The 19067-nt window shown below is 46.2% G+C and carries 33 protein-coding genes, 1 tRNA gene and 2 pseudogenes; 10 read left to right on the forward strand and 26 right to left on the reverse strand.

Annotated elements, in window-relative coordinates; genetic code table 11:
• Positions 1–358: 358 nt before the first annotated feature.
• Both AB3Y96_RS08765 and AB3Y96_RS08770 read left to right on the forward strand, forming a co-directional pair.
• Entirely contained in the window at positions 359–1027 is a 669-nt protein-coding gene (locus AB3Y96_RS08765) for a gamma-glutamylcyclotransferase (protein WP_072307355.1), read from the forward strand.
• Between the two features lie 111 nt (positions 1028–1138).
• A tRNA-Lys gene (locus tag AB3Y96_RS08770) sits at positions 1139–1214 on the forward strand.
• A 10-nt stretch (positions 1215–1224) separates the two neighbouring features.
• Here AB3Y96_RS08770 and AB3Y96_RS08775 read toward each other — a convergent pair.
• The 21 genes and pseudogenes from AB3Y96_RS08775 to AB3Y96_RS08875 form a co-directional block, all read right to left on the reverse strand.
• Complete coding sequence (locus AB3Y96_RS08775; RefSeq protein WP_367300301.1) at positions 1225–2367, reverse strand: site-specific integrase; 1143 nt, start codon at positions 2365–2367, stop codon at positions 1225–1227.
• A complete protein-coding gene (locus tag AB3Y96_RS08780) occupies positions 2268–2615 on the reverse strand; it encodes a helix-turn-helix domain-containing protein (RefSeq protein ID WP_224452600.1) in 348 nt (115 codons plus the stop codon). Before AB3Y96_RS08780 ends, AB3Y96_RS08775 begins: the two co-directional genes overlap by 100 nt.
• Positions 2616–2813: 198 nt before the next feature.
• Positions 2814–3356 carry a phage N-6-adenine-methyltransferase gene (locus AB3Y96_RS08785; RefSeq protein ID WP_367298981.1) on the reverse strand — a complete coding sequence of 181 codons (543 nt, stop codon included), beginning with the start codon at positions 3354–3356 and terminating at the stop codon, positions 2814–2816.
• Positions 3357–3419: 63 nt separating this feature from the next.
• Positions 3420–4596, reverse strand: a pseudogene (locus AB3Y96_RS08790) (IS3 family transposase).
• A 17-nt stretch (positions 4597–4613) separates the two neighbouring features.
• Positions 4614–4853: a DUF4060 family protein gene (locus tag AB3Y96_RS08795; RefSeq protein WP_367298982.1), complete on the reverse strand. Its 240-nt coding sequence runs from the start codon at positions 4851–4853 to the stop codon at positions 4614–4616.
• A 207-nt stretch (positions 4854–5060) separates the two neighbouring features.
• Positions 5061–5369, reverse strand: coding sequence for a hypothetical protein (locus AB3Y96_RS08800; protein ID WP_072307684.1), 309 nt, complete (start codon positions 5367–5369; stop codon positions 5061–5063).
• Positions 5370–5558 carry a hypothetical protein gene (locus tag AB3Y96_RS08805; RefSeq protein WP_072307685.1) on the reverse strand — a complete coding sequence of 63 codons (189 nt, stop codon included), beginning with the start codon at positions 5556–5558 and terminating at the stop codon, positions 5370–5372.
• Entirely contained in the window at positions 5558–6487 is a 930-nt protein-coding gene (locus AB3Y96_RS08810) for a hypothetical protein (protein ID WP_367298983.1), read from the reverse strand. The genes AB3Y96_RS08805 and AB3Y96_RS08810 overlap by 1 nt, the downstream gene beginning before the upstream one ends.
• A complete protein-coding gene (locus tag AB3Y96_RS08815; RefSeq protein ID WP_367298984.1) occupies positions 6480–6986 on the reverse strand; it encodes a hypothetical protein in 507 nt (168 codons plus the stop codon). Before AB3Y96_RS08815 ends, AB3Y96_RS08810 begins: the two co-directional genes overlap by 8 nt.
• Positions 6979–7371, reverse strand: a complete 393-nt coding sequence (locus tag AB3Y96_RS08820; RefSeq protein WP_367298985.1) for a hypothetical protein — start codon at positions 7369–7371, stop codon at positions 6979–6981. The genes AB3Y96_RS08815 and AB3Y96_RS08820 overlap by 8 nt, the downstream gene beginning before the upstream one ends.
• Complete coding sequence (locus AB3Y96_RS08825; RefSeq protein ID WP_367298986.1) at positions 7358–7756, reverse strand: hypothetical protein; 399 nt, start codon at positions 7754–7756, stop codon at positions 7358–7360. Before AB3Y96_RS08825 ends, AB3Y96_RS08820 begins: the two co-directional genes overlap by 14 nt.
• Positions 7757–7766: 10 nt before the next feature.
• Entirely contained in the window at positions 7767–7949 is a 183-nt protein-coding gene (locus AB3Y96_RS08830; protein ID WP_072307688.1) for a DUF1317 family protein, read from the reverse strand.
• A gap of 3 nt (positions 7950–7952) precedes the next feature.
• Positions 7953–8789 (reverse strand): recombination protein RecT, encoded by an 837-nt coding sequence (recT, locus tag AB3Y96_RS08835; protein ID WP_072307689.1) that lies wholly within the window; start codon positions 8787–8789, stop codon positions 7953–7955.
• Positions 8782–9600: pseudogene (locus tag AB3Y96_RS08840) on the reverse strand (PD-(D/E)XK nuclease-like domain-containing protein); the annotation flags it as partial. The pseudogene AB3Y96_RS08840 and the gene recT, both read right to left, overlap by 8 nt.
• On the reverse strand, positions 9600–9878 hold the full coding sequence (gene gamL, locus AB3Y96_RS08845; protein ID WP_008814380.1) for a host nuclease inhibitor GamL: 279 nt from the start codon (positions 9876–9878) through the stop codon (positions 9600–9602). The pseudogene AB3Y96_RS08840 and the gene gamL, both read right to left, overlap by 1 nt.
• Before the next feature lie 109 nt (positions 9879–9987).
• Entirely contained in the window at positions 9988–10122 is a 135-nt protein-coding gene (locus tag AB3Y96_RS08850) for a protease FtsH-inhibitory lysogeny factor CIII (protein ID WP_020303614.1), read from the reverse strand.
• A 266-nt stretch (positions 10123–10388) separates the two neighbouring features.
• The gene (locus AB3Y96_RS08855; RefSeq protein ID WP_367298987.1) at positions 10389–10772 is read right to left on the reverse strand and encodes a DUF2528 family protein; all 384 of its coding nucleotides are present in this window, start codon (positions 10770–10772) and stop codon (positions 10389–10391) included.
• Positions 10773–10900: 128 nt separating this feature from the next.
• Positions 10901–11134, reverse strand: a complete 234-nt coding sequence (locus AB3Y96_RS08860) for a hypothetical protein (RefSeq protein ID WP_367298988.1) — start codon at positions 11132–11134, stop codon at positions 10901–10903.
• A 32-nt stretch (positions 11135–11166) separates the two neighbouring features.
• The gene (locus AB3Y96_RS08865) at positions 11167–11361 is read right to left on the reverse strand and encodes a hypothetical protein (RefSeq protein ID WP_367298989.1); all 195 of its coding nucleotides are present in this window, start codon (positions 11359–11361) and stop codon (positions 11167–11169) included.
• Positions 11362–11396: 35 nt separating this feature from the next.
• Entirely contained in the window at positions 11397–11618 is a 222-nt protein-coding gene (locus tag AB3Y96_RS08870) for a hypothetical protein (protein ID WP_367298990.1), read from the reverse strand.
• A 10-nt stretch (positions 11619–11628) separates the two neighbouring features.
• Positions 11629–11901, reverse strand: coding sequence for a hypothetical protein (locus tag AB3Y96_RS08875; protein WP_230676563.1), 273 nt, complete (start codon positions 11899–11901; stop codon positions 11629–11631).
• 352 nt (positions 11902–12253) lie between these two features.
• Between AB3Y96_RS08875 and AB3Y96_RS08880 the strand changes: the two genes are divergently transcribed.
• Positions 12254–12445, forward strand: coding sequence for a hypothetical protein (locus tag AB3Y96_RS08880; RefSeq protein WP_367298991.1), 192 nt, complete (start codon positions 12254–12256; stop codon positions 12443–12445).
• Positions 12446–12480: 35 nt separating this feature from the next.
• On the opposite strand, the gene AB3Y96_RS08885 is transcribed toward AB3Y96_RS08880, so the two are convergent.
• The 4 genes from AB3Y96_RS08885 to AB3Y96_RS08900 all read right to left on the reverse strand — a co-directional run bounded on the left by AB3Y96_RS08885 (position 12481) and on the right by AB3Y96_RS08900 (position 14506).
• Positions 12481–12879, reverse strand: a complete 399-nt coding sequence (locus AB3Y96_RS08885) for a hypothetical protein (RefSeq protein ID WP_367298992.1) — start codon at positions 12877–12879, stop codon at positions 12481–12483.
• Entirely contained in the window at positions 12870–13289 is a 420-nt protein-coding gene (locus AB3Y96_RS08890; protein ID WP_367298993.1) for a helix-turn-helix domain-containing protein, read from the reverse strand. The genes AB3Y96_RS08885 and AB3Y96_RS08890 overlap by 10 nt, the downstream gene beginning before the upstream one ends.
• Entirely contained in the window at positions 13279–13572 is a 294-nt protein-coding gene (locus tag AB3Y96_RS08895) for a hypothetical protein (protein WP_035504242.1), read from the reverse strand. Before AB3Y96_RS08895 ends, AB3Y96_RS08890 begins: the two co-directional genes overlap by 11 nt.
• A 256-nt stretch (positions 13573–13828) precedes the next feature.
• Positions 13829–14506, reverse strand: coding sequence for a LexA family protein (locus tag AB3Y96_RS08900; RefSeq protein ID WP_367298994.1), 678 nt, complete (start codon positions 14504–14506; stop codon positions 13829–13831).
• 76 nt (positions 14507–14582) lie between these two features.
• Between AB3Y96_RS08900 and AB3Y96_RS08905 the strand changes: the two genes are divergently transcribed.
• From AB3Y96_RS08905 to AB3Y96_RS08935, 7 genes are all read left to right on the forward strand, one after another.
• The gene (locus tag AB3Y96_RS08905) at positions 14583–14810 is read left to right on the forward strand and encodes an AlpA family transcriptional regulator (RefSeq protein WP_004092509.1); all 228 of its coding nucleotides are present in this window, start codon (positions 14583–14585) and stop codon (positions 14808–14810) included.
• A gap of 106 nt (positions 14811–14916) precedes the next feature.
• Entirely contained in the window at positions 14917–15210 is a 294-nt protein-coding gene (locus AB3Y96_RS08910) for a CII family transcriptional regulator (protein WP_046457143.1), read from the forward strand.
• 21 nt (positions 15211–15231) lie between these two features.
• A complete protein-coding gene (locus tag AB3Y96_RS08915; RefSeq protein WP_020303618.1) occupies positions 15232–15381 on the forward strand; it encodes a hypothetical protein in 150 nt (49 codons plus the stop codon).
• Complete coding sequence (locus AB3Y96_RS08920; RefSeq protein ID WP_367298995.1) at positions 15374–16429, forward strand: replication protein; 1056 nt, start codon at positions 15374–15376, stop codon at positions 16427–16429. Before AB3Y96_RS08915 ends, AB3Y96_RS08920 begins: the two co-directional genes overlap by 8 nt.
• Positions 16429–17766, forward strand: a complete 1338-nt coding sequence (locus tag AB3Y96_RS08925; RefSeq protein WP_046360908.1) for a replicative DNA helicase — start codon at positions 16429–16431, stop codon at positions 17764–17766. Before AB3Y96_RS08920 ends, AB3Y96_RS08925 begins: the two co-directional genes overlap by 1 nt.
• A gap of 2 nt (positions 17767–17768) precedes the next feature.
• Positions 17769–18026, forward strand: a complete 258-nt coding sequence (locus tag AB3Y96_RS08930) for a hypothetical protein (protein WP_367298996.1) — start codon at positions 17769–17771, stop codon at positions 18024–18026.
• Between the two features lie 3 nt (positions 18027–18029).
• Complete coding sequence (locus AB3Y96_RS08935) at positions 18030–18479, forward strand: DUF1367 family protein (protein ID WP_072307375.1); 450 nt, start codon at positions 18030–18032, stop codon at positions 18477–18479.
• 97 nt (positions 18480–18576) lie between these two features.
• On the opposite strand, the gene AB3Y96_RS08940 is transcribed toward AB3Y96_RS08935, so the two are convergent.
• Positions 18577–19014, reverse strand: a complete 438-nt coding sequence (locus AB3Y96_RS08940) for a universal stress protein (RefSeq protein ID WP_072307376.1) — start codon at positions 19012–19014, stop codon at positions 18577–18579.
• Positions 19015–19067 lie beyond the last annotated feature (53 nt).

Genomic DNA, 19067 nt, shown 5'->3' on the forward strand with positions numbered 1-19067 from the left:
TCGTTAATGGGAAACGGAATAAAACTATTCGACGGGAGTTTTTGGGTTATCAACTAAAATTGATAATTTGCAGAAATATTTTCGGGGGAGTAGCATTGTTATACACATTAGTGGTCACGCCTGATGGGCAAACAGATTATGCAATCCTTTCATGCTTTTCTTAAAAACAAATCTCAATTTATGGCGGCGTTTTGGTCGATTATGATCATTATCTGTGAAACCTCCATCGCCCTATACATCATTCGAAATATTTGATTACTTCACAACCGCCACACGGCGCATGATGACAGTTGAGTTAAAACCATCTATAGATTAGTTTAAATTCACTGTCGTTGTTTTCTGCGCGGGGGAGGTTAACGTGTTAACTCGAAAGTTATTAGAATCGCAAGACTATGCCAAAACCTACTCAGCATTAGAAAACCTGTTCTGGACGCCAGCACAGCTGAATGCGTCGTTGAATGATGTGATTGAGAGTTGCCCCGAAGGGCAGGGGATTTGGGTTTTTGGCTATGGTTCACTTATTTGGAATCCGTTGCTTGAATTTGCCGAGGTGCAGCCCGCGTTCTTAAAAGGCTGGCAACGTGATTTTAATATTCGTCTATTAGCAGGGCGTGGCTCTGAATGTACTCCGGGACGTATGTTGGGTTTAAAACCGGGAGGCGAGACGCGTGGATTAGCATTTCGCTTATCAGACGAAAATGCGCGTAGCGAACTGCAGATACTTTGGACGCGTGAGATGCTAGCAGGAGTTTATACTCCACAGTGGTGCTCATTGACTCTTTCGGATGGCCGAGAAGTAAAGGGCATTACCTTTATCACCGACCGTGAACACCCTCTATATGAATCTTGTTCGGCATTGAATACCGTGGCAGCGCTGATTTCTCAGGCAAGCGGTGTGCTGGGCACCAACGCGGAGTATTTATTCTCTTTAGACTCCGCGCTAGAACAACACAGCATGCCCGATCACAACATCACAGAACTGGCGCGCTGCGTGCGTCAGATTCAGCAAGCGAAGTCACTGCGGTGAATGATGCGTGTTTCTTAAACATTTCGTAAACCTAGGCGGACACCAACCGTTCGCTCAGGGATTGTGTGATGATTGACGCAAACATCACAGAAGAGAATAATCACCGCCGTTGGGTCGTTAGCTCAGTTGGTAGAGCAGTTGACTCTTAATCAATTGGTCGGCGGTTCGAACCCGCCACGACCCACCAACAAATTCAATCACTTAGAATTAACCTCCATCTGTATATTTCCAATGTGGGACATATTTGGGACACAATCGCCAAATATCACATCAATTTGCTTGGCGTGCTCAGTTAAATGATTAGGCGCTAGGTGTGCATACCGCCGAACCATCTCGATAGATTCCCAGCCTCCCATTTCTTGCAAAATTGAAAGCGGCACTCCAGCTTGAACTAACCAGCTCGCCCATGTATGCCTCAAGTCGTGAAAGCGGAAGTTTTCAATTCCAGCTCTAACTAATGCAGACTTCCAAGCCTTGTTACTATCTACGCGCATTTTCCTGATCTCCGGTGTAATAGACCCATCGGAGCGGTTTGCAGCATGCGTGTGAACAAACACGAATTTTTGGTGCTTTCCAATCTGCTCACGCAAGACTTTGGCCGCGGTATCATTTAAGGCTACGCCAATCGCTCTCCCTGATTTGCTTTCCTCAGGATTAATCCAAGCTACCTTCCTTTGCATGTCTATCTGCTGCCACTCGAGATCAAGTACATTTGATCGGCGCAGGCCGGTTGCTAAAGCAAAGCGGACAACAGACTTTAGTGGTTCTGGACACTCATCAATTAACCTAACAGCCTCATGTGGCTCAAGCCACCGTATGCGCTTATTCTTAGGCTGTGGAACCTTTATCAGTGGTGCCTTATCTAGCCACTTCCATTCTCTTTCTGCTGCTCGCATTATGGACTTCATCAACGATAGGTGTGCGGCCTTCGTCGCTGTTGCTGCTGGCTTGGGTTTGAATGGAGGTGCATCCTTCCCTTTTTTAGCTAACGCCTCGAGTTTATTCTTCCAGTTTTCCTCATGACGCCTGTTAGTCATTTTGCTAATTGCAGCGTATATCTTGGCCTCAGTAATATCCTTTAACTTCACACCTTCAAAATGTGACAGCCAAAATCCCATCAGGCTTTTATCGGTATCAAGTGACTTCTTATCTGACTTCTCCTCTATCCAGCGCAGGCATGCCTCTTCGAACAATATATCTGGCAGTTCTCCGAGGCGATCAACACGCCAATACTCAGACTTTAATTTGTCGTGCAGCTCCTGAGCTTGCCGCTTGTCTTCTGTGCCAAGTGATTCTTTAATACGCTTCGCACCCGGGATAGAGATGCTCGCGTACCATATTTTTCCTCTACGGAAGAGTGACATGGTATTTCTCCTGTCGCATCCGCCGCGCTCACCGCCACAGTGTGCAGCGGATCTTGAAGTGCGGCAATACATGCTTGGCGAGTGAAGAGGTAGGGTGATTTAGCTTTGGTAGGGTTTTTACGTGTCGCGATGAGCCTTCCTGTTTTTACCCATCTTGTTAATGTTGGTCTTGATATCCCGAGGAATTCGCATGCCTCATCTGTGTCGAGACTGAATTTCTCCATCTATTTATCCTTATCCGTCACTTTCATGCAGTAGCAAGACAGCACCATCCACGGCTTAAAACTGCCGCATAGGGGCGCTATCTTTGCTGAATGCTTATCGAGTAACTGGCGGTATGTGAGGTTGTTTTTTTGCTGCGGAGTTCGGTGAGAAGGGTTCTTGCTACATTTCTTATCGCGTTATCTTGTTCTGCTGTCATGTCACGCCGCTTTCACTCCCGCCATAATGCTGCTGCCGATTGCGATCAGTTCGTCGCGTGATACGGTTGTGAATTGGCAACGTGGTTTGATGAATGGGCGCCAGATAAATAACAGGCTGCCTTTGCTGTTTCCGTTTTTACCTGGCTTTCCGGTGCCGGCATTGATGAATGACAATCGACCACCAGTGATTAGACGGACTTCATCAACAGACTCGAGCGCCAGAGAAAACCAACCGGTTGATGTATCAGCAGGGAGTAACATCACAACCGGCTGGCTTTGTGCTTTGCACTGCTCAGCGGCTTTTTCTACCCACGGAGTTATTGCGGAGTAGGGCGGATTGCACCAGATAGCGCCGTAGCTTACCCATTCGCTATTCAATGCATCATCGCGCTCTGTCAGATATCTGGCACACAAGGCGTTTCCGTGGTCGGCTGCCGCGTCGAGATAGAAACCAAACTCAGCATCAAGCGCGGCGAATACCTCTATCGGCGTCTGCCACCGGTCTTTATGTTCTAGCGGCGTATTGCTAGCAAATTCACTCACGCTGCATTCCCCCACACTTTGGATAAATCCCTAGGCCGCATCATCGATGTAGCCATGAAGTGGTCAACAAAAACTGGCCACAGTTTTAGAGTTTTTCCAGAACAATCGCTCTGATTCATTGGGTGTTAAGCCACCGTTATATTGGTGGGGTCTGAGCTGGCTGTAATAACCAATGATGTAATTCGTTATTGATCTATTTGCTTCGCTAAAATTAGCGTATCCACAGTTCGGGACCCATTCTGATTTCAGGCTGCGGAAAAATCGTTCCATTGGGCTGTTGTCCCAGCAGTTCCCTCGTCGACTCATGCTTTGCTTTATACGATAACGCCACAATAACCGTCTGAATTCCCTGCTGGTATAGTGACTTCCCTGGTCAGAATGATACATAACGTCAGCCGGTTTTCCCTGGTTTCCCAGGCCATCGTTAATGCTTTTCCTGTCAGAACTGAGTCCGGAGAAAACGACATCGCCCAGCCTATTGGCTTGCGAGAAAATAAATCCAGAACAACCGCCAGATAAGCCCAGCGTTTGCCCGTCCAGATGTAGGTCACGTCGCCGCACCAGGTCTGATTAGGTTCCGTTACTGCAAACTGGCGATCCAGATGATTAGGGATATCCACATGCTCTTTTGTGGCTTTTTTGTAGCGATGCTCCGGTTGCTGGCAACTAATAATATTCAGCTCTTTCATTATCTTACTGGCCCGCCAGCGACTCAACGGAACACCTTTTGCGCTGACCATATCGGCAATGCTCCGGGCCCCCGCAGAGCCATTACTGGCATGATGAACTTCACGAACTAGGCTAAGTATAACGATGTGTTTTGCATCAGGTTTCTGCGGTCGGCTTAGCCAGTACCGATAGCTACTGCGATGGATCCCGAACACATTGCAAATAAAGGCAACAGGAAACCGCGTCCTGAGTTTCTCAACTAACGAGAATTGTTCAGGGAGTCTGACATCAAGAGCGCGGTAGCCTTTTTTAATATATCGTTTTCCATTTCAACACGTTGTAGTCGTTTTTCTAATTCACGAATGCGAAGTTGCTCAGGCGTCATCGGAGAGGCCTTTGGGGATTTCCCTGCGCGTTCTTCTTTAAGCTGGCGAACCCATTTATCCATCGTGGATTTACCGACATTCATTGCTGTTGCAGCGGCGGCAACGCTGTAGTGCTGATCGAGTACAAGCTGGGCAGCTTCGAGGCGAAACTCGGGGCTAAAATTGCGTCTGTTACGTCCGGTCATAATGTCACCTGTTTTGACTATGAGGCGATGATATCACCTCTATTCAGGTGGCCAGATTTAGTATTCCACTTCACCACATATGATTTTTCTCGGTTGATAATCTCTATGAAGAATTTCTCTTCGCTAACTTTGATTGTGTACGTGACGCCTTTCTTGGTTGGCCCATAGTCTCCGTACTTGGCTTGATGGAGATTGAGAGCAGCCTTTATAGCCGCTCTTTCTGTACTCTCTGGATTACCCTTGATGATGTGTCGCATGCATCCTCCGGCAATAAAAAAGCCGCTGGTTAGGCGGCTATTAATCTTGGTTAACTGGTAAGCACATTAGAACGTGGTTAGGCCGCTTCTCATGAATCAGCTTTATCCATTGTTCACAGGTTTCTTTTGGCATAACTTCAGGTGTAACGGGGAGGGCATCGCAAGCATCTAATCCGCAGGCGCTGACTAGAAGGATATAACCGGCTATCAGCATGGCTTATCAACCTTACGCCAGCCAGCATCATAGAGAGCTGCCGCCGCTTCATGGTTCTGCCAGGAGTCAGGCAATCCATCTAGCAAGCTGGTAATTTCGCTGATTTGCTTCTCTCGCTCCGCAGCCTTGCGTTCCTGAGCAATTTCATTGCAAAGCTCAATGCATGGTAGACATATTGATAATCCATCAGGCCCACCAACCATATTTTCTTTGCCACAAATTCCTTTGCAGAAATTGCATACATCTTCTGGCTTCGGCTCATACTTTTCGAATGCTAAAAATCCGTTAAATGTGACGGTCATCTATTTCTGCTCCTGTGCTGTAGGCGTTGAAAATGCAGCGCGAGAGGGTGACCAATCGCAATACGTATCCGATTCAGCGTGCCCGAAAATGGCTTTACAACGCCGAATATGTACGCAATCACCGCACGCTTTACCCACTGGCAGTTTCATTTTGTCCGGATCTGCTGGGTCATAATTAAGAATTGCCATTATTCGCTCTCCTGCGCAGGGGCTGCGGCAAAGTGTTCAATCCCTTTAGACCAAATATCCTTGATGGTTGTCCAACGGACGGGAACCGTAACCTCGATAATCCCGCTACCATCACAAGTTTCACACTCATCATCACCAAAGCATTCGGGGCAGCTAATCTCTGTCTGCTCAGTGAATTCACCAATCATGCATGACTTGGCTCCGTTCTCTGCCGTTAGCTTGCATGGAACCAGCTTCCAGCCTTGAGGCAACTTGTAAGGCTCGCTTACAGGTTGTGCTGATAACAACTTAGCGGCATCTGCTGCCAGTTCTGTAATGCTGATAGTGGCGCAACCTTCCATGCCGTTCCGATCCTCGCCGTAGACGTCAAAATCATCACTATCGATGTCAGATGCATCAAAAGCCGCAAGCTCATTCAAGAACCACAGGACGTTATCGCCGTAGCGTAGTTCTGACTGTTCTGGTATTACAGGTTGTGCGGGTGCTGTAATCTCAAGGTCTGAAATAATGTCAATCACAGAACTTAATCGGATAGCCATTGCCGAGGCTTTTTGAGTCGGAACTGGAAGCTCTTTTAATATCCAATTCAAGATTCTATTTAGTATTTCCACCTGCTGACTCAAATCTACAAGTTCGGGCTGTTTAGGTAATACCGGTGCTGCATAGAGCATGATTTTTCGGTGGGGGTCAGCGAATTTATTAGCTTCTCCATCAATCGCAAACAGGTACGCGGAATACCCCTTCCTTGCATCCTCCAGCTCATCGCTATCTGTCCACGCCACAGGATTCTTAGCTGCTTGCTCGTATGCCAGAAGCTGTCTAGCCATCAACTCTGCTTCTTCAGCGGGAATCATGACATTTGCACCATTCCCGTACTTTTCACGCCATGTAGCGATAGTCTCTAAACGATCAGTTGTTAACTTAGACATAAGACCACTCCTTACCTGATTCTTTATTAGCTTTCATCGCAGCTTTATAGCTTGCTTTTGCTTCTTTAACTGTTTTGCACCACTTGCCGGTAGCTCGTGGACTTCGAAAGCGAATCAGTCCGCGATTCTCCCATGAGTACCCGTATTCGCGTTCTGGAGGTTGAAAGCCAAGAAACGCCGCAAAGTCGTGATAGCAGTCGTCAACATCTAAGTAATGCTGATATCTGGCCTGCGCCTTAGTTAGCTTTTTTGGTTCCGGCAAACTATTGATCGCAATTTGTTTTCCAACTTCAGTCACAACATAAACAGTCCCATCGCCCCACATTTTTGGCGCTGCTTGAGCGGTCATAAATCCAGCTTCGACAAGCTCTATAAGCACTGCGTTATCGCTATGTCCATCGCCAGCGAGGAAGTGGTTTCGGTACGGCTCGCGTTGGTGCTCATTGATTCCGAGAGAGTGGCAGAGTAAATCAGTGTGCTTTTGCGTTAACTTAGTCATTGCTCTGCTCCTTGCTTCTGCGTGCGCGTGGATATTCTGGCTTTGGTTCATACTTTGGTTTGGCTACGGCGTCCTTTATGGCCTTACGCCAGTTCTTTGCATTATTCAGAACAACAACACCGCCGTTATCGTCAAAGTAACCATCTGGAGCAGGGGGGGATAAAGACTCAATCACATCGCATGGCACGGCTATATTGCAGTCGCCATCGTTGTAATAATCAGGGCGCTCCATCACTTGTTTCTCTGTATAACGCCCAGCAGCATGAAGTCGGAATGCGTATCCAGAGTCATCGCTTCTAAACATCAAAATGAATGCATCATCGCGAGAGCAGTGATGAACGCTCAAAATGAAGTACTCGCGCCCTTTGCTGTTACTGTGCATCATTAATCCCCTTGCGAAGCTGAGCTGCGAACTTATTAGCCTCTTTGATTACTGACTCAAACTCCTGCTTTAATGCACCGTATGCGATGGTGTCTGGATGCATGGTTTCAATCATGTTTCTGTATTTCACAGCTAAAGCATCAACACCTTTTGCCATCAGCTCACGGGTGAATGCGTCGGTGGCTGGTGTCACAACTGAGCTTTCCGCTATCAAGTCACCACACAAATCTGTCATTTTGAATGGGCCGCAATTGTGTGCGTTTCGACGATTAGAAAACGCCATTTCCTTGACGCTTTGGATGATTGATTTCATCGCTGTATTCTCAGCCGCCAGCGCATCACGCTGCTGAACTACTGATTCGTATGTCTGGATTGGTAGGTTGTTCATGAATATCTACCTATGCGGACCAATGCAGCTCGCGCGCCAGTTTCGTTAGAAAGGCGTTATGTTTTTCTGCTAGTCGCTGGGCTTTTATTGGATTGGATGTGAAGGTGTTATCGGGGAGTAACCAGCCGTTGTTTTTTCCTGAGTAGGGAATGGTTACTTTCCCCACTCGGATATCATTGTGAGGATGCCACAAGGCTTATTCCTCGCTACTTCCATCAACTACTGAATACTCTCCGTGAATTACTGAGGCGTTCTCTTGATCAAGTCCAGCCTCGGCTTTCTCATCCATAATGACGGCTTTCTGCATTTCGATACTGACTGGAAGATACTTAAATAGGCGGCGAATGACGGTCTTTTTCGCCATTTCTTCCCAGTGGGTTGACCACGGACCGCTGTTTCCTGCTTTGCTTTGGCTGCGAACCTTTTCAACTTGCTTGAAGGTCATAACTTCGAACTGTACGCCGCCATCTTTCAGCTTTGCTACAGCATAAACATGAGTGATTTTTGCATCTTCGTTCTCGCCCGGTATGTGTGTCAGGGTTTCATTTAGCCCGTACTCAAACTTGAACTCATCCCCTTCACGAACTGTACGGGCAGAGATGCTAACTATCTGACCAGACCGTCGTGCTAGGTCAATCATCCCGCGATACCCAATGATTAACTGCACATCCTTGCTAACGACTTCCCATTTCCCCGTTGATGGATTCTTTTTATTTTTATTGAATGGCAGGAGGTATGCGTGGCCTAAAGAGTTTCCGGGCTCAAGGCCAAGTTGTGAGCATTGAACTACGGAACCGATAAAGCTCTGCTGATTACAACCTGCCAGCTCCGGGTTTTTTCTTATTTCGGTAGTGATGATGCGGATCATCCGATCAGCAGTCATATGTCGCGGTAGCGCGGCTGCCAACTGATTTTTCATCGCTGGCTGATTCATGAATGCTACAAGAGTTTGTTCTGGGGATTTTTCTGCTGGCGGTTTGGATTGCTGTGTCTTCTGCAGGTCTGCGGTTGCAATTGGTGGCTGGCTACTCATTTCTTAATTCCTTAGCCCAATAAGGGAGTGATAATGTTTCGATGCCCGGCCACTCATTTGTGGACAGACATTCAGAATAGGTGCGTAGATTTCTCTTATATTCTTCACGCCCAGCCTGTCTAGCCTGTGCATCTGAAGTGAAGATTTTGACTGGATAACGACCACAATTTATTGATGTGCTGATCGCGAGGAATACGAAGGTAGGATGCTCGCCAAATTGCTTGTGATACCCATCTGAATAGAACGGGTCTTGGACGTGGTATCGGTAGTCGTAATATGATCGACCGAATCTATCCATATCCGCTGTGCTCTTAACGTCTAAGCACCAGTTGAACTCAGTTATCATTTTGTCAGGTCGGCAACGGCATAAAACGCCTGTCTCACTATCTTCCCAATAGATGCTCGCCTCCTGAACCCCTTGAGCTTCAAGCATCCATCTTGCTGTAGGGTGGGCGAGGGCGCTTTCGCGCATAATCTTTAATTTACGTCCCTCATCAGAGGTCATGATTGTCTTGTTCAATCCTTCGCATTGCTTAAGAAATTCCTTTTCTTCCTCTTTCCCTGCATTGCTTCTGCGATTGAACTCAGGGGCCACGATAAATCGCTTGTCGAACTCATCAGGCTCAAGTAACAAGCAATGTAGAGCTGAGCCCATGTCGAGAGATTTAATCTTCTCTTCATCAACTGGGGCGTTTTTACGCCATAAATAAAAAGCTGGGTTTACTGCAATATCATCCAGCTGCGACTTACTAATCCCTTCACCAGCATGATAATCTTCGTTTGAAATATCATAATAAATGCCTGTTTCTATCATGCCGCCCATCCATACTTATCGTTCCATTCGGTTTCTGCTCGTTCCCATGCCATTACCGTGATGAACTCGTTGTATGCATCTTTAGCTTTTGATGTATACAAGCCCATCCGAACCGATTCAGGAAGGTTAAAGCCAGCAAATGACTCTGGCCCATCTGGGTACTCTGAAAGGATTTCTTCTGCGCGATTATCAATCCAATTCTGACGCTCAAGTTCGGCGTCGCTTTGCTTTATTCGCTGATCTTCAATGTAATCCTGCAACTGGTATGCGTTCACTTCACACCTCCGTTAACCCTTGCTAGGTCGCTTGCTATATCCCATAAGACACCATCTCGTAACCGGCATGACTCCATAGCCAATGCTCGAAGTAGCTTTACTGAGTAGCTCATAAGGGATTACCGGGCTGATTCAATAAGTCGATAAGACGGCGGGCGGCATCTTTCGCTCGCTCGATTAAATTACGTAAGTGCGACTGTTTGAGGTTGCCCATGTTCGGGCAACCCGCGATTGCATAAATCATGGGTAACTCCTAGTTATTGATTGTTGGTTTCATTGCAAAACGCCTACGCTTTGCGATGAATTAGTTTGTTTAGATGGGGTATATCAACGCTTTATGAACAACAGGCGTAAGCACAAAATCACTATGGATAAACTGATATAATGGACATCCACCCCAGAAGTGGGCTTTGACTTGTCATATATCGCTATATGGCCTTGTTCGACCTGATATCCTGCATCCGTATCAGGTCTTTTTTTTGCATGAAATTTGGGTATAAAAAAGGCCGCCTAAGCGACCTGTGGTACGGTTTTCACTTTTATCGACATGTCGTCGTAATCAATGTCCAAATCTTCGGTGTCGATAATTTTGATGCCATGGCTGCCATCCATCGGCGGCCAACCTTCCTGCCCGTTACCCGAATCCCAATCGAACTGTTTAATCAATCCGTCAATGGTGTAGCCGGCAGTAAACTGGATATAGATGATTTCCCGCGCCAGCATTTTCAGTACTGCATTAAGAACGCCGTCGTGCTGCTCAACACGCCATTCTGCATTGCTCCAGAAGTTGTTTAGTTCGTGTAATGCGTCATCAGTAACAATGTCATGGTCAATTTCAACGGTAACATTAGCCTTCCAGTCGTAATCAATTTCGTAGCGTTTTATGTTCGGCATACTTTCCTCCAGCCATAAAAAAGCCCCTAACGAGAGGGGCAAAACGTGTCAGCTAACCAGAGCAGTCATTCTCCAGTTATGAGCGGGATTGCTCACAGCAGATACTCAGTGAATACCTGCTAGGTGCATTACTCGCCACGGGCTTTTAGCATTGCGTCTGCATATTTGTATGAGAGTCTTACAACCCACTCAATTTCATGGTCACTGCCTGTATCTGCAAAACTATTGTTTGCAATAGCTCCCTGCATGGCCTTGGTTGCGATGTAATCACGCAGAAACATTCCCTTATCCCAATCAGCCCACTTATCACCAGCTCCATCTGGAACATTTGGAAATGCAGGCCCGCCGTTATCACCTTTCATATCTATCTCCATTCTGGGTATAAAAAAGACCGCTAGGCGGCCTGTTCACTATTCTTTGCCAGTGCTTTTGATTTGGCTCTCCATCCTTTTAAGAAGAAGCGCCATGCCTGCTGGGTTTTGGCATCACGATAGACAACGCCAGTATTTGCAGAAAGAATGATTGGGTTGTCTTTTTTCAATCCGTTGAGCGGACATAAAAGCTCAAACTCTTTTCTTGCTTCTTCCATCTCACACCCCTTGTTCACCCAATAAAAAAGGCCACCTAAGCGACCTTCTTGTAGTATTCCTTTAAATATTGGCTTCCATTTTCCGAAACCTTGAACCACCCATCATCTGTTTTTACCAGTAATCCAGCCGTGGTTAATTCATCGCAGCGGCTTTGAGTGTGCTCTTCGCTAACCATTACAATCCCACATCCAGCTTTCCATCCCTGATGGATATTAATCATATCCAAAACATGAATTTTGCTCGACTCAATCTCCATACCTACCTCTCTAAATTAAGGGAATGCTCTTCCCGCGAATCTTCTGACGCCCGAACGCTGAAATGTTGACGCCGGACACAACCCGATGCTGCTTATGCTCTACCTCTACCAACTCTTTAGCTGCTCTCGGTGTCGGTAGGGATAGTGCTTTTACTGTTCTCTCTGAGCATCCAGAGAGCGTGGTAGCGATTTTTCGTGCCAACCGGCGCTCTGCATTGGCTGAATTTCTCTCTTCACTACGGCGTTCTAAACGGCGTAATTTGCAGCGTTGTTTTGCGTTCATGGATTTCTCCGTTAGTTAGCTTTGGCTGTGATGCGCCAGATGCTTATCTTCTGGTTGGGTCTTAGCCCTGCAATTCACATCACCGCCAAAGCCAACTTAACTTTGGTGTACACCTCTCGGCATACCTTCTGATTGTTAAAGAGCATCCAACTTCCTGTTGGTTAGTGCGTCCTGCCGTGTTGATGTGATTATATTGAACCAATAGTACATAAACAGCAAGTACCATAAGTACGAAATTTGATTTTGTTTGTGTACTTTTAGGTAAAGTATTTGAAACTTAATGAAATTTATTTTTTTGATTTAATGAATTTCTTGGTTTGTAGGTGATAAAGTGAGCAAAACAGGAGGGAATATGGAAAAGAACGCGATCGGTTACAACGACTTATGCGAGGCGGTAGGAAAGGCAACGTTAAATCTGGTGTCTTACGAGCAAGAGGTGAAGAAGGAGTACATCATTTCAATGTTGGAATCTTTCGCCCAGATTGAGTATGACGAGAAGAGAAGGGCTACGTACATAATGGCAGCGGAGGCGATGAAGGAGTGAGGGCAATAAAAACCCCGCTCGGGGGCGGGGATAGGTCAATTCATGGGAAGGGAGATTCCTTTAATCCCAGATTGTACAAGCAGTGTATCGGCAAAGAATTTGAAGTAAGTTTTCATGAATGATGAGAAATACCAAGTGTTATCAATAAGAAAATCTGCATCTATTTTTTCATCTTTTGGATATGTGTAAACCATTTTGATATCCATTTTCAACGAAAACACTTTGGCAGAACTCTCAGAATCATAGCTATATCCGTAGGGGCTAGCGTTAACAGCAATCACCGATAATTCCGGATTGGAAAGCAGATGGCCTCCAGCTTCAAAATTTAGGCTACCATATTCAAAAGTAACATCTCCGCCATAAGAATCTCCTATGCGCATAATTGAGCTGTTAATTACTGATGCTTCAATAAGTTGCAATTCACTTAGTAACATTTTGTTTGGTATTCCGCATTACTGGCTTTAATAGTAATCTTGATGGTCTGTACAGGATTTTTTCTGACATCACTCATGTTCCATGCAAGCTGTTTTAATTCAGGGGCAACAACATGTGAAACATCAACCCCCCCTCTTAGTATGACAACTTTTGCAATTGCTCCTAATGCATATGCCATATCAGAAAGAGTTTTGAGAGTCATATTTCTAGAGCCGTCAAGCAACTGGCACACATGGGCTTTAGATTTCCCCATCTTTTTAGCAAGTTCTGACTGTGAAATGTTCGCATCCTGCATTGCCAAAAGAAGATCCTCGGTTGTGTTGAAAATCAGGCGTTCACACGCCATCTCTCGCTCTCCAACCTCAGGAAAAACAAAATCTTCATCACTAAACATATTGTTAGCAATCATCACAGCCTCGCTCGATTCTTTCCCAGTTATTTCTTACCTTTTGAACGTCTGCATCATCAAGTCGATCAAAGTCTTTGTATATATAATGACTCATGAAGAATGTCATATCATGTCTGTCAGATTCCCAGTAATAACCTCTAATTGGGATCTTTTTTATAGCCCAGAAATTTTTTGCTGGCTTACCATTCAGTGATGGCAACACCCCTTCCTTGCGAGCACTTAAATCAGGTGTTCTCTTTCCAGAAACTAGTCGTTCAAGCTGTAGAGTGAGAGATATCAGCATACTTTTCTGCTTCTTTGCAGGAGTTACACTTTTTAGGGACTCACCGAGGGACTTCAATGCTCCCTTGCAATGCACTATGCGATGACACTCACCCTGTATGGAGCCTTTCAATTTATCACCACCTAGGAGTTAATATATATATTAACTTGCAGAATACAAGCCAGTTTGGCAGAAAATGCTGATTCATCGCTGATTACAATGCCTCGCGAGTTCAAACTTAGTTACACCCCCTAAAACGTATCTTCAGTCCATTGGGCTAAACCAGTCGAAGCTTGGTCTCTATGGCTACGCCAATGATTTTGCAGTTACCGTTAATTGGTATGAGAGGCCATGCAGGATTTAATCCCTTCAAGTATTTACTCCCGCCATCAATAATCAATTTCTTAAACGTAGCTTCATTTGCATCAGTTAACTTAGCTATAACTAAGCTCCCATTGCCCGGCTCTCTGCCTGTATCGATGAGGACAAGTGTTCCTTCTGGAATGCTAAGCCCTGTGGGGGCCGTCATTGAATCGCCTTGGACTCGAAGCCAGAATCCAGAGCCAGAAACTTTTGCATCAGACTCATACCATTCATCAATTTCTTCAATTGTGTACGGTTCACAAGCATCCGCCCATGCTCCAGCGCTTACCCAGCTAATGACTGGGTACAAGTTTCCACGAGAATAAGGGATTGGGTTTGTAACGTTGCGATCGAGAGCCTGATTTCCATGCTGCAACCACATGACATCGACTCGCAAGAATTTTGCGAGTTCATTCATTTTTGCTTGGCGTGGTAAAGACTCAGCATTGAACCATTTACTCACTCCTTTAGATGAAACACCTAGTGCTCGGGCAATAGCGATCCCGCGTCCATGTTCATCTAATCCAGCATTTTTACAGGCCTGCGCTAGCCGCTGGGCAAACTCTTCACGCACTTTCTCGACTTGTACCATGAGTACGATAGTAAACCACTTGCAAAAACTTTCAGTTCAATCATAATCTGTACTGAAAGTACGAAAAGGATAACCTATGCAAACTCTAGACGAACCAATCAAAGGTATTGGTATTCCTGAAGTAGCTAAGGCTTGTGGGGTTAGCGAAAGAGCCGTTTATAAATGGCTCAAAAATGGCTTTCTTCCTAAGACTGAGTTTTTTGGGAAAACCAAATACGCACAACAAATTGAAAGCATTTCAGGTGGTAAATACCGCGCGTCTGAAATTTTAGACATTAGTAAACAAAATTTACTAGCAGCTTAAGCAACACCGCTCTTTAACAGTCATGGCCTCCCTGCCGCAATGTGGGGAAACCCCAACCACCTACACCGGTGGTGTAACTATTTATTCAACACGGAAATTTTAATCAATGGAACATGCAAGTTATAGCAAGCGCATCAACGAAGTGGAGACAGAACTCCGCTGCCGGATGATGCAGAAGACTAACCGAGAGTTAGCAAAGCAAGCAGGGTGGCACGAATCGAAAGTAAGCCGCCTCAATATCCGCGACATGGCAACGATGTTCGTACTGCTAGAGAAGGTATGGGAAACCAGTTTGATTCGTGAGGTAGCGCGTCAGGCTGTGGAATCGGTATTGCCACAAAAGAAAAAGTCGCCAACTGCGGGAACAGCTGACGACTCTCAGATCACTATGAATTTTTGAGCTCATTCACAGGAGGTTAGTATGCAAAAAGACTGGAGATATGTCCAGCAAAGTACTCATAAAAGCATCATAAGAGATCAGTTTTTACGCTCGGTTAACTTGGGCTTTATTCAGAAGTTAAAGGCTTTGCTACCAGAGAAGAAGGCCAGTGAGGGTAAGAACGATGGGTAACGTTGCTTATGCGAACTTTGTTGATAAAACGGTCGTCAGGAGTATCAGGATGGAGAACCAGAAGATGGGGCACTTTGCCCTATTCAGAAGTCTCCTCTCCGCTGATTGGGCGCTTGATGTTGGTAAGTTGGCCTTATGGGTCAGGCTGATCGGTCAAGCCACTCACAAACCCCGTACAGTTAGTTTTAACGGTGTCGAATGGTCATTGGCGGCGGGGCAGTTGGTCACCAAATATGACCTACTGTGTCGAAAATTACGCGATGCAGAAGGTAAAGAGAAAAGCCCTCAGCAGGTTCGCCGAATGTTGGACTTTTTTGTATCACAGGGCATGTTGAGTTATTCAGGTAACCGCCATGGGACAGTGATATCAATCACAAACTATAGCGATTACCAGCTCATAGCTGATCAAGAAAATGGCAATAACCACAAAAATGGTGCCGAAGGTAACAAACCCAGTGCTGGCGCGGCTTTAAGCGGTATAGCCGGAGGTAATGATGCCGGAGGTAAATACGGAGGTAATAGCGAAGGTAACAAACCCAGTGCTGGCGCGGCTTTAAGCCATTCACCAGAAGGTAACGCCGAAGGTAAGTGCGGAGTACATGAACAAGAAGTTATTAAACAAGAATTAAAACATACCCAAACCCACGATGTGGGCTTGCTGGATGTGAGCAAAAAAACACCCCGCCAAGCAGGAACTAATCCTCGAGCATTGGGAACAAATCCACGCTCAAAATCACAGGTATTCGATCGCGAACGTTTCAAGAACACTTGGAACTGCAAAGCGGAGAAACACGGATTACCAAAAATGCGTAGTTTCACCGTCACCGTGGAGAGCGGTCTTAAGCGCCTATGGGCTTCCTACCTCAAGCAGTGCAAAGAACTTGGCAAAGAGCCAACCGATATCGACACGTTCATCAACGGGTACATCGAGTTTGGTTACAAGCCAAGTGCATGGGCCTGTGGAGAGAATCCAAGTGGCAAAAAATACGGAATCGAAACAGCGTTAACTCAACGAATTATCGATGAAGTTTTGGGTAGGGAGGACTGATGGACAGTTACGATTTTGAAGAGCAGCTGATTGGCTCAATGATTATCAAAGGCGACCACGTTGATTGCCTTGAAATCGCTGGGAAGCTTCCTATCGAGGCCTTTGCGAACTTCCACTTGCAGAACATGTACCGCGTTATCGTTGCGCTGCTGAACAAGTGCGAACCGATTGACCCGTTTACGGTTCAGGAAGGGGTATCGGGTGAAACTCGGGATCTGGTTTTGTCCGTATCTGCTCGCTGCAAGTCTGCTGCAAACATCAAGGCGTGGGCCAAGCGTGTTCGCCAGTGCTGGATGTTGCGAAAGGGGGAGGCTGAGTTAACCAAGGCGGCTTCGTTGCTTCGTGAAGCTGGCACTCATGACCTAAACGAGCGGATCGCCGAAGTCAGCGGTATTTTGTCGAACCTGCAATTCGAAACCAATGACCGGCTGCCGCGCAAGATTGGTGACCTACTGCCGGACTACATGGATGTTCTGGAGAAACGCATGAAAGGCGCTGAGTCAGGCTTGTATCTCAAAACCGGTATTGAGCCGATGGATAACGAGTACGGGGGATTCGATCGCACTGACCTGATAATCATCGCTGGGCGACCGGGCATGGGCAAAACGGAACTGGCGATCAACATCGGCAACTCAATTGGTCACCAGAAAGGCCGCGGCCTAATGATTTCCATGGAGATGTCAGAGATGCAGGTCGTCGAACGCCACGTTGCCGATCGCTCTGGTCTAGCTATCGGCGCACTGCGTAACCCTCTGGATATGATCCCCGAGCAGTTCACTCGACTAACAGCCGCTACCGGCATGCTTCAGGGCGAAGAAAACTATGTGCTTGATGAGGCGATGAGCGTTGATGAAATAATCTCACATGCCGAACGGTTGAACATGGACGGCGGCCTCAGCTTTGTTTCTATCGACTACCTCGGCCTGATGAAAAAGCCAAAGGCAGAGCGTAACGACATAGCGATCGGAGAGATTACACGGAAGCTCAAGCAGTTCAGCCTGCGCAGCAAAGTGCCCGTTATCTTGCTCTCACAGCTTAATCGTGGTGTTGAGACTCGACCTGACAAGCGCCCAACGCTGGCAGACCTGAAGGACTCAGGGGCGATAGAGCAGGATGCAGACGTGATTATCTTCCCGTACCGCGATGAGGTTTATCACGACAACAGCAACATGAAGGGGATCGCCGAAATCATCGTTGGGAAATATCGTTCTGGCCAGCCAAAGACTTTTTACATGGGATGGAAGAATGGGCACTTCGTCAACATTGAACAGGATGAGGCCGCGCGCCGGTACGCAGCCAATCAGAATGACAACAAGCAAGCATCGGAGTGGAGATAGTCATGACAAGTCGTGAACAGTTTGAAGCGTGGTTTCAAGACAGATATGCAGGCTTGCTTGAAGAGTCATACTTTAAGCTCGTTTGGGTTGTTGCGCTTGAGTCTTGGCAAGCAAGCCGCGAGGCGGTGGAGGTTGAGCTACCAAGCCTGAAGCAAATCGATAGCGGTGAGAGATATGTTTGGTCAGATGGTGTGTTCAATTTTAAGGAAGATGCAATTAAAGCGATCCGCGCCGCTGGCATCAAGGTTAAGGGGGAGTGATATTTGCAAATCGACATGGTTAAAAATGCCGGTGGCGTTTTTGTACCAATGTTCGAACACGATTTACCCCGCCTAACCAAGTTCAAAAACGGTGAAGTCTACACCGCTGATTTCAAGCTAACTCGCAATCCGACATTTCACAAAAAGATTTTCGTCTTCTTCAAATTCTGCTTTCAGCACTGGAGTGCAAACAATGCAGGTCTTGAGCATATGGATGAGCACAGCCAGTTTGATCGGTTTCGAAAAGACCTAACGATACTCGCTGGTTTTTACGAGCAGACAGTAAGGCTAAATGGTGAGATACGAACTGAGGCCAAGAGCTTGTCATACGCGAACATGGAAACGGATGAGTTCGAACGTTGCTACAACGCAATGATTAACGCAGCCATCAAGCATATTTTCGCCGGAACGAGAGACGGAAATATCCTCAATCAGCTACAGAGCTTCTTCTAGATAAGGGGCAATTTTACTAAATTGATAGCACTGTTAGTCGGGTATAGGAGTTATATATGCAAATATGAAATGCCCGCTGAATAAAGCGGGCCATTAACTAGCGAGCTACGAGCACTGAACACTTTGCATGCCGCACTATGGCAGCAGCATTAGACCCTATGAGGTATGTGGCAATACTCGGGCGATTGGATCCAATGACAATCAAATCTGCATTTAGGTTCTCTGCAAGTTTAAGAATCTGATCTTTTGGAGTTCCGCCAGAAATAATATGGTGTTCAATTCTGTCATCAGAAATATTGAATTTGCTAACAATTCCTTTGAGTGTCGTTAAAGCGATATCTTTCACTTTGCTCTCATTAAGAGCATCCATTGTAAATGCAAAACTCAACGTTGCAGCGTACTGATAGGACGGAATTACTGAAACAAAATGGATACGAGCATCATTCTGTTCTGCTAAATCCTCAACATGCTTCGCAGCCAGAGAGATCAATGTATCTTCATCAAGATCAATTGGAACGAGGATTGTTTTGTACATCAATTATTCCTTATCAATTAATAACTATTTGGGATTTATTCCCAATATAGCAT

Origin of the sequence: Hafnia alvei (assembly GCF_964063325.1) — a bacterium.
Lineage (GTDB): Bacteria > Pseudomonadota > Gammaproteobacteria > Enterobacterales > Enterobacteriaceae > Hafnia > Hafnia alvei_B.

Excerpts from the sequence above, each read along its gene's own strand:
- AB3Y96_RS08780 (WP_224452600.1), bottom strand. The coding sequence starts at position 2,615 with ATGGAGAAATTCAGTCTCGACACAGATGAGGCATGCGAATTCCTCGGG.
- AB3Y96_RS08795 (WP_367298982.1), bottom strand. The coding sequence starts at position 4,853 with ATGCGACACATCATCAAGGGTAATCCAGAGAGTACAGAAAGAGCGGCT.
- AB3Y96_RS08800 (WP_072307684.1), bottom strand. The coding sequence starts at position 5,369 with ATGACCGTCACATTTAACGGATTTTTAGCATTCGAAAAGTATGAGCCG.
- AB3Y96_RS08805 (WP_072307685.1), bottom strand. The coding sequence starts at position 5,558 with ATGGCAATTCTTAATTATGACCCAGCAGATCCGGACAAAATGAAACTG.
- AB3Y96_RS08810 (WP_367298983.1), bottom strand. The coding sequence starts at position 6,487 with ATGTCTAAGTTAACAACTGATCGTTTAGAGACTATCGCTACATGGCGT.
- AB3Y96_RS08815 (WP_367298984.1), bottom strand. The coding sequence starts at position 6,986 with ATGACTAAGTTAACGCAAAAGCACACTGATTTACTCTGCCACTCTCTC.
- AB3Y96_RS08820 (WP_367298985.1), bottom strand. The coding sequence starts at position 7,371 with ATGATGCACAGTAACAGCAAAGGGCGCGAGTACTTCATTTTGAGCGTT.
- AB3Y96_RS08825 (WP_367298986.1), bottom strand. The coding sequence starts at position 7,756 with ATGAACAACCTACCAATCCAGACATACGAATCAGTAGTTCAGCAGCGT.
- recT (WP_072307689.1), bottom strand. The coding sequence starts at position 8,789 with ATGAGTAGCCAGCCACCAATTGCAACCGCAGACCTGCAGAAGACACAG.
- AB3Y96_RS08850 (WP_020303614.1), bottom strand. The coding sequence starts at position 10,122 with ATGATTTATGCAATCGCGGGTTGCCCGAACATGGGCAACCTCAAACAG.
- AB3Y96_RS08855 (WP_367298987.1), bottom strand. The coding sequence starts at position 10,772 with ATGCCGAACATAAAACGCTACGAAATTGATTACGACTGGAAGGCTAAT.
- AB3Y96_RS08860 (WP_367298988.1), bottom strand. The coding sequence starts at position 11,134 with ATGAAAGGTGATAACGGCGGGCCTGCATTTCCAAATGTTCCAGATGGA.
- AB3Y96_RS08865 (WP_367298989.1), bottom strand. The coding sequence starts at position 11,361 with ATGGAAGAAGCAAGAAAAGAGTTTGAGCTTTTATGTCCGCTCAACGGA.
- AB3Y96_RS08870 (WP_367298990.1), bottom strand. The coding sequence starts at position 11,618 with ATGGAGATTGAGTCGAGCAAAATTCATGTTTTGGATATGATTAATATC.
- AB3Y96_RS08875 (WP_230676563.1), bottom strand. The coding sequence starts at position 11,901 with ATGAACGCAAAACAACGCTGCAAATTACGCCGTTTAGAACGCCGTAGT.
- AB3Y96_RS08880 (WP_367298991.1), top strand. The coding sequence starts at position 12,254 with ATGGAAAAGAACGCGATCGGTTACAACGACTTATGCGAGGCGGTAGGA.
- AB3Y96_RS08885 (WP_367298992.1), bottom strand. The coding sequence starts at position 12,879 with ATGTTACTAAGTGAATTGCAACTTATTGAAGCATCAGTAATTAACAGC.
- AB3Y96_RS08890 (WP_367298993.1), bottom strand. The coding sequence starts at position 13,289 with ATGATTGCTAACAATATGTTTAGTGATGAAGATTTTGTTTTTCCTGAG.
- AB3Y96_RS08895 (WP_035504242.1), bottom strand. The coding sequence starts at position 13,572 with ATGCTGATATCTCTCACTCTACAGCTTGAACGACTAGTTTCTGGAAAG.
- AB3Y96_RS08900 (WP_367298994.1), bottom strand. The coding sequence starts at position 14,506 with ATGGTACAAGTCGAGAAAGTGCGTGAAGAGTTTGCCCAGCGGCTAGCG.
- AB3Y96_RS08905 (WP_004092509.1), top strand. The coding sequence starts at position 14,583 with ATGCAAACTCTAGACGAACCAATCAAAGGTATTGGTATTCCTGAAGTA.
- AB3Y96_RS08910 (WP_046457143.1), top strand. The coding sequence starts at position 14,917 with ATGGAACATGCAAGTTATAGCAAGCGCATCAACGAAGTGGAGACAGAA.
- AB3Y96_RS08915 (WP_020303618.1), top strand. The coding sequence starts at position 15,232 with ATGCAAAAAGACTGGAGATATGTCCAGCAAAGTACTCATAAAAGCATC.
- AB3Y96_RS08920 (WP_367298995.1), top strand. The coding sequence starts at position 15,374 with ATGGGTAACGTTGCTTATGCGAACTTTGTTGATAAAACGGTCGTCAGG.
- AB3Y96_RS08925 (WP_046360908.1), top strand. The coding sequence starts at position 16,429 with ATGGACAGTTACGATTTTGAAGAGCAGCTGATTGGCTCAATGATTATC.
- AB3Y96_RS08930 (WP_367298996.1), top strand. The coding sequence starts at position 17,769 with ATGACAAGTCGTGAACAGTTTGAAGCGTGGTTTCAAGACAGATATGCA.
- AB3Y96_RS08940 (WP_072307376.1), bottom strand. The coding sequence starts at position 19,014 with ATGTACAAAACAATCCTCGTTCCAATTGATCTTGATGAAGATACATTG.